Below are 13779 nucleotides of genomic sequence, written 5' to 3' on the forward strand. Positions count from 1 at the left end.
GGAAGGTGGGCTTTTCGCCCATCTTTCCATTGAATTTTAATTTTCTTCAGAGAATAAAGCTATTTGGATTTTATTTTCTGAAGAGAACTAAAGTTTATCACATATCCAAAGGATGTGATCTCCATAAGATACCTAAGAACAAGAAAACATAAAACCCCCATTAAAAAGTGGAAGCTTCTCTGCCAACTAATGGCCATCTGGTATGCCACTACCATTACGACATCATTCATAGATGGCAGTACCGGCGCCTACTTTAATGATCAAGACCATGTAACCGGTGTAATCACTGCAGGTACTTGGAGTACATGGGATAAAAGCTCTTTAACTTTCCCTAATAAAGAGCGAAATATTAAGATGTGTCCACCAGGAGAAATATCCGCTTCTATAACGAACACGGGCAGCAGCATGGAAGGAACAACTGAATATGAAGTCTACTATGCTGCTTCAGGAAATCCGAAAAAGGGAAATAAAGTTTCGCAGGGAGAAATCCAGCCAATAGCTGAAGGGAACACCGCTTTAGTAAAGGCGACTATCACTAAACCCGGAAACTATAAATTCAAAGCCCTCCAACGTCCCGGCCACGGAAATAAAGAAGACACCAGAAATGAAATATGGAGTGAAACGATTACTGTAAAATGCACAGAAGAAAAACCAAAAGCTCCGGATAAGGGCGGAGATGAAAGTAAGCCTGAGCCGCCGGATAAAAAAGAAGAACCGAAAGGAACCGAGCCTGATCCTGCTACTGATGGAAGTAAAGAGGACATCAAAGAAGAACCTCCGCCGCAGGAAGAGGAGAAGCAAGAACCAGAACAGCCTGCAGTTCCTGCTGAGCCAGAACCGGAAGTGGAGGAGGAACAACCAGAAACTACAGAAGCCAGTGTCCAATCTTCAGAAGCGCCTCCCTCCAAGGAAGAAGATCAGGTAGAACCATCTCCTGCTTCACCTGAAAAAACTAGTAATCAAGAGTAAAAGAAAGGTAAGGTTGATGAAAAAATGAAGCTAGCCAAAAAAATACTAAGTACGAGTATAACGGTCGTTCTGTATGCGGTATTGTTTATGATGATATTTGTTGTCGTTTCATCCAAGGCAGCCGGTGGGGAACCCCAATTCATGGGCTATCAAATCAAGACAGTGTTATCAGGGTCGATGGAGCCGGATATCCAAACGGGATCAATCATTGCGGTGAAACCCGGAGGAGATATGACCCGTTTTAAAGAAGGCGATGTGATAACATTTAAAGAGAAAGAGAACATTCTTATTACTCACCGGGTTTTAGAAGTGATCAAAAGCGGAGAACATGTGATGTATAAAACTAAAGGGGATAATAATGACGCTCCGGATCTTGAACCTGTGTTATCTGAAAATGTGGTTGCAGAATACAAAGGGTTCACGATTCCCTATATAGGCTACTTCATGAATTTCATGAATTCGAAAAACGGAGCATTGATGTTCATCATCCCGGGGATTTTACTCCTTTTTTATTCAGGTATCACGATTTGGAAAGCAATCTCCACCATAGACCTTTCATCAAAAAAAGAAGATACGATCGAGAAGAATGTATCATAATCTATTTCAAGAGAAGTGAGGGGACGGACCTCTTGCTTCTCTTTTTTTATTTTCTACGAGAAAAGGAAATTACAGTGTAATCATTAATCATAATATAATTAATGAAAAAGTAGACGATGGAATTGAAGATAATTCTTTGCAGTTAACGTTTCCGGATTCCATTGTAAAGAAGTGATGTTAAAGTGGTGAACTGTATGACCTTATCTAACTACTCCCGATCTGATGATAACGTCGGTTAGTTATAAATTTCAGGAGATTATTTTCAAGACTTATAGGTTATCATTTGAATAATTGGGGTAATTATACAAATATATGAGCCTGAAGGCATGAGGTGAATGAGCGAAATCAATAGGATAAAAGAAATGTGAAAAAGAAGTCTGCTCCCCTACTATTTTCCTGTTTTACCTGATTGCTTTAAGTATTACCCGATTGAACTGTTAATACTTTACAGACTTTTATACAATATAAAGGTAATTCTTTAAATGAACCCATCCAATTAGGAGGATCAGACATTCATGAATACGAAAAATAAATGGATTATATGCGGAATCGGACTTTCATTATTACTTGGAGGATGTATGAATATGGATAATGCGAATGGTAATGGTGTGGATGAAAAAGAGAGCCCTGAAAAACAAGTTATGAATCAATATGTAAGTGTGCAGGAGTACAATGGGGAGGGATACACCCTGAAAAATGGGGAAGAAACAGACAAGATTGCCGAAGAAAATCGTGAAGAAGTAGAGAAAGCGGTTAAAGATTTTTTCTTGAAAGAATATAAGACAGATGTAAAGGTTCATAATATTGTGGGTAATGTAGACGGAGCTACAGTATTTGTGGAATCAACTGATCCGCTTCATTTTTACACGTATGCAGTTGTTCCAATTGATCAATCAAATGAAAAAATCCTGTCAGACAAAGTGTTTTCCCAAGAAGGACAGGTGGAGAGTGCCATAACAGAAGGTTTATACAGGGAAATATTTAAAGACGAGTTTGATCGTTTGGATGAGTATTTAGAGAAAATTGCAAATGAAGAAGCTATTACTGGAAGAACGATTGAATCCCTTCAAAATGTTGGTGGTTCAGGATATATGACACCTTATTACTTTTTATCTTCCTCCGTTTCAAATGATGAAGCAATTAAACCAGTTTTTGAGCTATATATGGAAGATCCCCAGGTCAGTAGAGAAAAATTAAGGGCTGCTTACAATAAACAAGCGTTTAATCCAACTTATTTTGAGGTAGTCATTAATTTATTTATGAAAGAGAAAGAAACTGACCCGGATGAGAAGGTATTTAATAGAGTTGTAAACGATATTGAAAGCATGGATGATATACCAAAAGGAACATACAGTATTTTCGTCAATGACAATACAGTCCTCAAACAGTCGTTTGAAGGGGTAAAAGAAAATTCGCTCGAAAAAACGACCCCAGATGAGATTATTAAAGAGTAAGGGGGTATAACTTAATGAGTAGTCCAAACAATCAAACCGGAGTCACAACAGTAAGTAATGATAAAAATTTAGTTGAATTAGCAGGATTACACGCTTATAAGGATATCCCTACGCGAGAAATTATAACTGTAAATGAAGTGGATTATTTGGTATTGGATACCGTATATGGAGACATCACGGGCTTGGATGCAATGACGGTTATCAACCAAAAGTCAAGGGAAGTATCTATTATCTATGTAGGCACTGATGCAGCAGCCGATAACGGAAAACAAGACTTACTAACCGATGCTCAACTCCTTAGTGACCTTACCCTTCCTCAGCTGGAAGCAGCACAGGATTACTATAATAAAATGAACAAAAAATATGAATCTATTGGAGGAGTTAAATCCGTTGCGGGTAATTCATTGGGTGGACCATTGGCCAACTCTGTCGCCATTAATCATCCCGAAGTTACATCCGTGACGCTTAACCCTGCACTTCTTCCAAAAGGGATGGCCGATCCCACCAAAAGCTACGATAACATCACTAACTACTTCACCAACTACGACGTCTTAACCGGAACCCTGATAGCCCTGAATCTCGATTCCCGTATCCCTGGACGGAGATACGACATCTCTACGGGAATCCCGCAAATCGGTGAGAATTTCAGTACGCTGACGAACAATCATACAGGTTATAACGACAAAGGAGCCTATGAGATCGGTCAACCAGGAGACCCTGGTTACGGCAAAATCCATGACGAAGCCGATGCCCACATCATGACAAGCATCTGGACGGGAGAACCCCTCTATGGCGGCCATTCGGATAGAATTGAAATCAATCGAGACAATTTGAACCTATTGGCTGAAGCCCTGGCGGGGGATGTCACCACAAGATTGGGGTATGCACAAGACTACTTGACCAACTCGCAGGAAATCGCCCAGCATGAAGGAGACCGTTACTCGGAACGGTTGAGCCGCCTGCAGATGATCTTTGAGGATTCGTTCGAAAACTTGATCGGAAACCCTTTATTCATAGGCATCACGTCGACGGGACATCGTCTGACCTCGGAAATCGACCATCTAATTTCACTCGTGAATATGGCTGAAAACGCCAGTAAATCTCTCAATGGTGTGTTGAATTCCCCACCTGTCGAACTCGTGGAGCACTTATTCAACCGAAGCATCAGTGTCGAAAGCATTTTCGGTCAGGCCCGGAATCAGCTGCTTGAATTCAAACAGGAGATTATCAGTCTGACAGGATTCCTGCAGAACATCCTTCATAAAGAAATCCCGGAGCTGTTTAGCGGAGGGAAGGAAACACTGGAGGACCTACTTGTGAACGAGATGCTCTCACACTATGAGATTATCAAAGCCAATAACGTGAAAATGAATAGTCACATAGCAGAATTTCAGAGTCAGGTTGGGGACCTTGCAAAAAACTTTGGAGAACGTGATTCTTCTTTAAGTGCAAGCATCTCAGGAGGAGCTTCGGTTCCACATGAAGTAGTGATGCCCAAGAAAAGCGAATACGTGCTGGAAACGTCTAATCACATGCTCATTGGTATGAAAGTGAAAGAAATCTACTTGGATGGATCCTTTGAAGCCTTCAAGGGAGTTTCACACCGTTTTCTATTTCCGCTTTTAGGAGGTTTGACGGGTCTTGCTTTTGCCATCGAAAACACATTGGAGGTCATATCGGCTCAAATCAAGGGTGCCATGAATGTTGCCTTGAGTGGAACGGTTCCTGGAAAACTCATCAGCATCTTCTCGGACTTCGATGACAAAATCCGATCATACGTTTCTTCCGCACTGGAGCCGATAGACGAACTTGCTGCAACCATTGAAGGACTCCGGGACGGATTAACCAGATTGACGATCGGATTTCCAGCGTTACTTGACAGCTTCAGACCTTATATCGACTCAGCGATTTTTGATAAAATGAGTTACTCCAATATCCATATATATAATGTATCGGCCATGGCCATTCATGAAGAAATGGAAATGCTCTTTGACGACATCGTCCACCAGCTCAGTCAACATAAAGGAAATTCGATTCAAGCATTGTGTGAAATTTCACAACGAGTGAAAGACAATATGATCCAACTGCGTCAACAAGTGGATCGTGTGACATTGTAGGGACAGGGTATCCGCTTGTTCCTATTTTTTTTTGGATCTATTCGCAAAGGGTTAATATGAACCTTAGACTTGAATGATCACTGCTTCTGAGCAGCCTTTACTTGAAGAAAATTCGACACGGAGGATCAATTATTCGTAAAGAGGATCAATTATTCAAAATCTGGATTAATAATTTCCAAACAGGATTGAATATTTCATTTCCGGATTGAAAATAGTCCAATCCGGATCAATTTCTCGGGGAGAGGGTTACGTATCAGGATTTATAGCCAAACCGGACCCCCTCTAATCCGATCAGCTTTCCACCTCAGCTAAAAATGGACAATCTAAAGTCGTTCTGTGTTCAATAGCAGCCAATGAATAGCCGCGGGACCTCCAAGTCGAGCACAGTGTCGCCCCAAAAAGAGCCATTACACTATTCGAGTCATTATGATTACGATAAGAGCCATAATAAAAACTAGGAATAAAATCCCCCTTTTGTCATATAGCCCCTTTTATGAATTTATTGTAAAATAGAAAAGACAGATAATTGCAAGCGCTTGCACTAGTTCAAAATAACTACCCCTAGAATCATCTCACATTTTTTTAACTGTTTGCGCAAACGTTTTCACAATCATCAAGAGCACTTCTATTATTCTATTAATCCAATTTAAGAGGGGGAAAACATGAATGGGAAATAGGACAAAGCGTCGATTCTCAATTTTTATGACTTTGATGATGCTTATCAGTCTTTGGTCACCATTTGCACCGGCAGCTTCTGCAGTGGCGGACGGCAATGCCACGATTGAATCAGCAGAGTCCAGTGATCGCACGGTACGTTTCACGTATGATCGTGAAGACCAAACGTACGGAGACTGGAACATTTGGGCCTGGAATACAGGGGTACAGGATGATCAAATCAACTTTGACTCCTATGAAAATGGAGTGGCGGTAGCAAACATTGCTGTTACACCTGAAACAGAGCAATTCGGCTTTGTTCTTCGCAGTACGGAGGATTGGAATACGGCGGAGAAGGAGTTTGGCGATCGTTTTATTAAAGTGAACCAAAACGACACCATCACCAAGGCGTACATAACAAGCGGTGTCGAGGAAATCCGAATTGTACCGGATGGATCGGCCCCGGTGATCGATCAGGGAAATGCGACGTTCTATTATCGTGATAAAGAATTATTCGCAAATGATGCGATGGATTCAATTGAAAAAGTAGAGTTGAAGTACAACGGGGAAACGAGAGAAATGACATATGAACCGGATAATGAACGGTTCGTACTTGCATATGACAACATTCCTAATGGGAAAAACCCGTACTCCTTTTTAGTCACGAAAGATGGTGAAACGACAGAAGTAAGTGACCCTTACAATACAGTCGATGGGGAATCGTTTCTTGATTTCCAAAAAGCGGATCTGACAGTTACGGGTTCAGTGTCACCAACGGCTGTGGACTATAATGAGAATGCTGTCTTATCTGTTGGTGTCGATGGACTGACAGAGGATGTGAAGATCCAAAAAATCACGGCGGATGTTTCTTCATTAGGCGGATCAGAGAAACTTGAAATCGATCCTTCATTAAAAGAAGTGACAGTAGCAGTCGATGATGATGTAACGGCAGGCACGAAATCTATTCCTCTGACAATAGTGGATTCTTACGGGAACTATTATGAGGGAACGACTGGAATCGAAGTCAAAGCAAGACAGTCGGTCGGAGATTCGGATCTCGATTGGGATGAATCCATCATTTATTTTATGCTGACAGACCGATTCTTCAATGGGGATACGTCGAATGATGATCCTTACAATCTGAATTATGATAAGAGCAAAAGAGGAACGTACCAGGGGGGAGATTTTAAAGGAATCACAGAGAAACTCGATTACCTTGATAATCTTGGTGTGAATACGATCTGGATCAGTCCGGTCGTTGAAAATATTCAATATGATGTCCGTTCCGTTGAAACGAACGGGGAATCGGATCAGCCTTATTTCGGTTATCATGGCTACTGGGCCAGTAACTTCGGTGAGTTGAATCCTCACTTTGGATCCATGGAGGAATTCCATACGTTAATTGATGAGGCACATGATCGAGGCATTAAAATCATGGTAGATGTGGTCTTGAATCATACTGGATATGGCTTGAAAGAGATTGATGGAGAGCTTGCTGAGGATAAGCGTCCTGCAGGTTATCCGACGGATGCAGAAAGAGACAAGTACAGCGACATCGTTCGTCAAGGTGCTGATGTCGGTACGGATGAAGTGGTTGGTGAACTAGCAGGATTACCAGACGTCATCACGGAAAATCCAGAAGTCCGCCAGCAAATCATCGATTGGCAAACGGATTGGATCGAAAAAGCGACAACGGCTAAAGGGAATACGATTGACTATTTCCGCGTAGACACTGTGAAGCATGTGGAAGATGCGACGTGGATGGCTTTTAAAAACGCCATCACGGAAAAAATGCCTCAGCACAAAATGATTGGAGAAGCGTGGGGAGCGAGTGCTGACAACCAATTAGGATATCTTGATACGGGAATGATGGACTCCCTTCTGGACTTCGGCTTCAAAGGTATCGCTCATGAATTTGTTAGCGGCAACCTGAAAGCAGCCAATGATAAACTGACGGCTCGAAACGGAAAGATTGATAACACGGCAACACTTGGACATTTTTTAGGAAGTCATGACGAAGACGGCTTCTTGTATTCGTTAGGCGGAGATGAAGGCAAGCTGAAAGTGGCTGCTTCCCTTCAGGCAACGTCGAAGGGACAGCCGGTCATTTATTACGGTGAAGAGCTTGGACAAAGCGGAGCGAACAATTATCCGCAGTACGATAACCGTTATGATTTTGCCTGGGATGATGTAGAAAATAATGACGTGTTGGAGCACTATACGAAGATTTTAAACTTTAGAGGGGCGCATTCCGATGTGTTCGCTAAAGGGGAGAGAAAGACTGTCGGTGGTTCGAATAGCGATCAGTTCCTGGTATTCTCCCGTGACTATAAAGAGGATTCCGTATACGTTGGTTTGAACGTGGCGGACGAAGCGAAAGAGATCACGTTGACTGTTGATTCTCCTGGTGCTGTCGTAACAGATACTTATTCTGGAGAAGAGTATAATGCTGACGGTGGGGATGAAATCACCCTGACTCTTCCTTCTATAGCAGACGGCGGTACCGCGTTGTTGACCGTTGAAGGCGGTAAGATTACAGGTGCTGAAGCAGGATCAGGTTCAGGGGGAGAGGATCCTGAAGTAGAGCCGGTTCCGGAAAACAACATCCGCATCCACTATAACCGTACCGATGGAAACTACGAAAACTACGGTGCATGGCTTTGGAATGATGTGGCTTCACCATCGGCAAACTGGCCGACCGGTGCTACCATGTTTGAAAAGACTGACAGCTATGGCGCCTACATTGATGTTCCCCTGGCTGAAGGAGCGAAAAATATCGGCTTCCTTGTAATGGATATTACAAAAGGCGATGCCGGTAAAGATGGTGGGGACAAAGGATTTACCATCACTTCTCCAGAGGTAAATGAGATTTGGATCCAACAAGGTTCTGATAAGGTGTATACGTATGAGCCGGTTGATCTTCCGGAGAACACGGTACGTATTCATTATGAACGTGAAGACGGGAATTATGAGAACTTCGGTGTGTGGAATTGGGGAGATGTCGCAGCACCATCAGATAACTGGCCGACAGGTGCGGCTGATTTAGAGGGTGAAGACCGTTATGGTGCTTATGTAGACATCCCGTTAAACGAGAATGCAAAAGAAATCGGCTTCATTATGCTGGATGAGTCGAAAGGCGATGCCGGTAAGGATGGCGGCAACAAAACGTTCAATCTGTTAGATAAATATGATCACTTATGGGTGAAGCAGGGCGACGATACGGTCTACATTTCTCCACACGGGGATGTGGCAACTGGACTGATTTCTTCTGAGGTCATTTCAGACGATACGATCCGTCTGAATTTCACGATGACAGATGGGTTGACAGAAGAAGCGCTATTGTCCGGTTTAGCCATCAAAGACAGCGCTGGATCAGATGTGACGGTTCAAAGTGCTGAAATCACAGGAGACAAAACAGTGGAAGTAAAAGCTGATTTTGACCTGGAAAAACTGCCACTATCGATCACTTACTCTGGCAGAACCGTTTCAGCGGCGGCTGGGTGGAGACTGATCGATAACAAATATGCTTACGATGGGGACGATCTCGGTGCCAATTATAAAAAAGGCGATGCTACCTTAAAGCTTTGGGCACCGAAAGCAAGCAAGGTCGTCGCGAACTTCTTTGATAAAAAAGATGCCGCGAAACCAATCGGCAGTGTGGAACTGACCCTTGGTGAACAAGGAGTTTGGTCAACGGAAGTAAAAGCAAAAGACTTAAAGGTTAAAGATCTGAAAGGCTACTACTATCAATACGAAGTAACCAATGACGGCGTAACGAAAAAAGTCTTGGATCCTTACGCAAAATCCATGGCAGCCTTCACCGTGAATACAGAAGGTGAAGCAGGACCAGACGGCGATAACGTCGGGAAAGCGGCGATCGTTGATTTAAAAGGAACCGATCCCAAGAAATTCAGCCATGCTTCCATTGATGGTTATGAAAAACGTGAAGATGCCGTCATTTACGAGGTTCACGTCCGTGACTTCACGTCAGACCCTTCGATTGAAAAAGATTTGAAGAAGGAAAGATGGGGTACCTATGACGCCTTTATCAAAAAACTTGATTACATTAAATCGATGGGTGTGACACACGTTCAACTGCTTCCGATCATGGCATGGTACTATGGGGATGAAACGAATATGGGCGAACGTGAGCTTGAGTATTCAGCAGGTGGCAATGAATACAACTGGGGCTACGATCCTCACAGCTACTTCTCACCGGATGGTGCGTATTCACAGGATGCCACTGATCCACAATTACGAATTAAAGAAACGAAACGTTTGATCGACGCGATTCATGATAAGGGTATGGGTGTCGTGCTTGACGTCGTCTACACGCATATGGCCAAAACAAGCACATTGAACGATATCGTGCCAAACTACTATGCGTTCCAGGATGACAAAGGGAACTTCCTTGGAGGCTTCGGGAACAACCTGGCAACCAACCATACAATGGCTGAAAAGCTGATGGTCGACTCAGTGAAATACTGGTTCGACGAATACAAGATCGATGGTATGCGATTCGATATGATGGGTGACGCAACCTACCCATCCATCCAAAAAGCCTATGACGCAGCGGCTGAAATCAACCCGGATGCCTTGTTCATCGGTGAAGGCTGGAGAACATTCGCCGGTCACTTATCAGATCCTTCATTAGAAGGAATGGGTGCCGACCAGGATTGGATGGACAAAACAGACGACGTAGGAGTCTTCTCCGACGAAATCCGTAACGAACTGAAATCCGGATTCGGTTCTGAAGGTGAGCCGCGATTCCTGACAGGCGGCGCACGCGACATCAACACGATTTTTAACAACATCAAAGGTCAGCCTGGCAACACGGCAGACGACGACCCAGGTGATATGGTCCAATACATCGCAGCACATGACAACCTCCCGTTATACGATGTCATTGCCCAATCGATTAAAAAGGACCCGGCCATTCCGGAAAACAACCAGGAGATTCATAAACGTATCCGCCTTGGTAACTCCATGATTCTGACATCGCAGGGAACGGCCTTTATCCACGCAGGTCAGGAATACGGTCGAACGAAGCAATGGTTAGGGGAAGGCGTACCGGAACAGAAATATCATGAGTTGGAAGACGAAGAGGGCAACCCATTCGGTTACTTCATCCACGACTCATACGATTCATCCGACGCCATCAATAAGTTTGACTGGGAAAAAGCAACGAATAAAAAGAAGTATGAAGTCAATACAACAACAAGAGAGTATACAGAAGGGTTGATTGAGCTGAGAAGATCAACCGATGCTTTCCGTTTAGGCGAGCAGGAGCTCGTTGATCAGAATGTATCCCTGCTTGATTTACCTGAAATCGCCGATACAGACTTGATGCTTGCTTACAAGAATGTATCCACGGATGGTACGGGTGAGTACTATGTATTTGTCAACGCGGATAGCGAAGCACGTACCCTATCGGTGGGTGACTATGACTTCTCTAAAGGGAAGGTTGTAGTAGACAATGATGAAGCGGGAACAAAGCCTGTTTCCAAGAAGTCTGGATTCAGTCTTACAAAAGACACATTGACCTTGGACCCTTTAACCACGGTAGTGATCAAGGTGGAGAAGCGGGACGTGGGTACAGGTCCCTTGTCCCGGATTCTGAATTGGTGGTGGGAATGGGGGAGAGGTCCCTTATCCTGGATTCTGAATTGGTGGAACTAGATCCCCTGGTCTGAATTCTGAGTAAGCGCTATTTCAATGCAGGTACAGTGTTATCTATGTAAGTAACGTAGCAGGTTCATGTAAAGTGAATGTTTCAAGACAATAAAACCCAAGAGTGTCGATTTTATTGCACTCTTGGTTTTTTAGTTTTCGTGCAGATTCAATAAGGTTGTTCACGATTAATGTCGTATATGATAATTCAGTAGTAAAGCTTCTATTTTTCTTCGCTTTTTTTATTAACTAATTTCCATTATCCGTTTAATTGAATAAGTATAGAAATAGAGACGCTCTTCAACATTATAGATACTGTTTAATGGACAATCGTATTTACTTACTAGAGAGAAACAGAGGGCACCATTTATGATGCTATTAAATGAATTAATTCCAGTTATGATTATGGTACAACATAAAATATGATCGTAACGGAAACATAGTTCAAGATCGGTTTATTAATGAAAAAGTAGAAATTTCCACACAAATGCGTATTCAAATGCTCATGAATACACGAAGAAGAATAGTAGTGTCATCGCTACAATCAGTAAATAGATATGTATTATTCATGGTGAAGCAGAACGATGATCATTTCTTAGGAAAATCTAAAATAAGAAAGACTGATATGGAAGTAAATGTGGATAAACATCAGCATGCTACAGAAGCTATACAGGCATAATTGGAACAATCTATTAAAGAAACTAAGACAAATTGATGAAGTAAGAGGAAGGAATCGATTAAGAGTAACAGGGACCTCCAAAAGTGTGATTGACCGTGCTCGATAAGGAGGACTGGGGACAGTGAGCCTGTCCCTTCGTCCCTCTTATAACTGTTTAAGATACTCTTCGATTTTTCTATACGTATCATAACGGTCGGTCCCTGAAAGAACGACAATATTATCAGCGATTAACCCATCTTTTTTACCCCCACAGACAATCAGTTCTTTTGCCACTTTTCCGCTTATTGCATTGCGGGGATAAATCGGGCATTTTAACCTGTTTGCCAATAATTCTGCTGCCGGATAATCATTGAATGTACCAATCACAATTGCCTTCTCTAGCATATCATCGTCCTCCTTCGGTTTTTCAGTCGGTTTAGGTGTATCCGGCAAATACGGTAATTTAAAGTATTCCAGTACACCTTGAGCCGATTCTCTCGCTACTTCTTTTTGGTAATCTTTATCAAGCATCAGTTTAGCTTCTTCAGGATGATCCATGAATCCATTCTCTGTCAGAATGGCAACTCCTTCGAATTCCCTGGTTATATGAAGGTCCTGCTCTATGACTCCACGCCAAACTTGTTTGGTCCCTTGCCTTAAATATTTACCTACACTGTTGGCCAATTCCCTTGCATACTTACTTCCAGGCTGGATATGAATAGAAATCCCACTTGGATTTGACCCGCTGAATGACCCATCAAATGCATTGAAATGAAAACTCACTAACACGATCTTCACGTTTGATGCACCGTATTTATTAATGTAAAAATTTAATAATCGATTTGCTTCATTTGTTCTGGCAGTTAACGGGATGTCTGCGGTCGTTGGAGAAATATCATGGACGATGATCCCATGTCGCTTTAATTCATCCCCGAAAAATTCACTCACAGGCTCATTGAACTCGTTTTCCTTAATCGACCTGCCCAGAGAGCTGATATAGGGAGTCCTCTTGCCTGGAGTCTCTAATCCATGACCAGCATCCCGTAATACTACATAAATCATATGAATTCCCCCTTTACTAGTACTATATTCACAGCTTGTCTTTTTGGTTACGGTGGTGGGAGAAGAGGGGATTCTGTGTCACTCTTATTGAAATATGGTGAAGATGTCTATGTATCATTCTTTTAGGAATATACGGTTTGTCTATTTAGAAAGTATGGTATTATTCAAAAGCTATATAGTCCCAGGTTTATTTACTATTCTCGTATCTATCAATGGAGGGGAGAGGGGTATCCATAAATTAAAGCTATGTTTGAACTTGAATAGTTTGTCATTTTTCCTATTGATATATTGTTTAAAGGTATGGTATATTCTTTTTCGGCTTACAAAAATGTTAAGCTGAGTATGGAGAAAAAAGTTTTCGTTTTCTGTTAATTAGAAGTTGACTTCTGCGAAACCAGATGATATATTTATACATGTCCTTAAGCGGGACGTTTTGACAATACGGCCCATTGGTCAAGCGGTTAAGACACCGCCCTTTCACGGCGGTAACACGGGTTCGAATCCCGTATGGGTCACCAATATGGAGGATTAGCTCAGCTGGGAGAGCATCTGCCTTACAAGCAGAGGGTCGGCGGTTCGATCCCGTCATCCTCCACCA

Annotated in this window: 6 protein-coding genes and 2 tRNA genes; 7 read left to right on the forward strand and 1 reads right to left on the reverse strand. The window is 42.6% G+C overall.

What is annotated here, in order from left to right; all coding sequences use genetic code 11:
- The first annotated feature begins 114 nt into the window (after nucleotides 1-114).
- The 5 genes from tapA (at nucleotide 115) to RSX31_RS18270 (ending at nucleotide 11470) form a co-directional block, all read left to right on the forward strand.
- Nucleotides 115-969, forward strand: coding sequence for an amyloid fiber anchoring/assembly protein TapA (gene tapA / locus RSX31_RS18250; RefSeq protein WP_315635597.1), 855 nt, complete (start codon nucleotides 115-117; stop codon nucleotides 967-969).
- Between the two features lie 24 nt (nucleotides 970-993).
- On the forward strand, nucleotides 994-1566 hold the full coding sequence (gene sipW, locus RSX31_RS18255) for a signal peptidase I SipW (RefSeq protein WP_315635598.1): 573 nt from the start codon (nucleotides 994-996) through the stop codon (nucleotides 1564-1566).
- A 515-nt stretch (nucleotides 1567-2081) separates the two neighbouring features.
- A complete protein-coding gene (locus RSX31_RS18260) occupies nucleotides 2082-3020 on the forward strand; it encodes a DUF1672 family protein (RefSeq protein ID WP_315635599.1) in 939 nt (312 codons plus the stop codon).
- Nucleotides 3021-3034: 14 nt separating this feature from the next.
- Nucleotides 3035-5137 (forward strand): SA1320 family protein, encoded by a 2103-nt coding sequence (locus tag RSX31_RS18265; RefSeq protein WP_315635600.1) that lies wholly within the window; start codon nucleotides 3035-3037, stop codon nucleotides 5135-5137.
- Nucleotides 5138-5803: 666 nt separating this feature from the next.
- A complete protein-coding gene (locus RSX31_RS18270; protein WP_315635601.1) occupies nucleotides 5804-11470 on the forward strand; it encodes a pullulanase in 5667 nt (1888 codons plus the stop codon).
- Between the two features lie 814 nt (nucleotides 11471-12284).
- On the opposite strand, the gene RSX31_RS18275 is transcribed toward RSX31_RS18270, so the two are convergent.
- The gene (locus tag RSX31_RS18275) at nucleotides 12285-13181 is read right to left on the reverse strand and encodes an N-acetylmuramoyl-L-alanine amidase (RefSeq protein WP_148996480.1); all 897 of its coding nucleotides are present in this window, start codon (nucleotides 13179-13181) and stop codon (nucleotides 12285-12287) included.
- Between the two features lie 443 nt (nucleotides 13182-13624).
- On the opposite strand from RSX31_RS18275, the gene RSX31_RS18280 reads away from it, so the two are divergent.
- A tRNA-Glu gene (locus RSX31_RS18280) sits at nucleotides 13625-13699 on the forward strand.
- A 4-nt stretch (nucleotides 13700-13703) separates the two neighbouring features.
- Nucleotides 13704-13779: transfer RNA gene (locus RSX31_RS18285), tRNA-Val, on the forward strand.

Source organism: Rossellomorea yichunensis, assembly GCF_032337515.1.
Taxonomy (GTDB): domain Bacteria; phylum Bacillota; class Bacilli; order Bacillales; family Bacillaceae_B; genus Rossellomorea; species Rossellomorea yichunensis.

Coding starts and splice junctions, on each gene's coding strand:
- sipW (WP_315635598.1), top strand. CDS start 994: ATGAAGCTAGCCAAAAAAATACTAAGTACGAGTATAACGGTCGTTCTG.
- RSX31_RS18260 (WP_315635599.1), top strand. CDS start 2,082: ATGAATACGAAAAATAAATGGATTATATGCGGAATCGGACTTTCATTA.
- RSX31_RS18265 (WP_315635600.1), top strand. CDS start 3,035: ATGAGTAGTCCAAACAATCAAACCGGAGTCACAACAGTAAGTAATGAT.
- RSX31_RS18270 (WP_315635601.1), top strand. CDS start 5,804: ATGGGAAATAGGACAAAGCGTCGATTCTCAATTTTTATGACTTTGATG.
- RSX31_RS18275 (WP_148996480.1), bottom strand. CDS start 13,181: ATGATTTATGTAGTATTACGGGATGCTGGTCATGGATTAGAGACTCCA.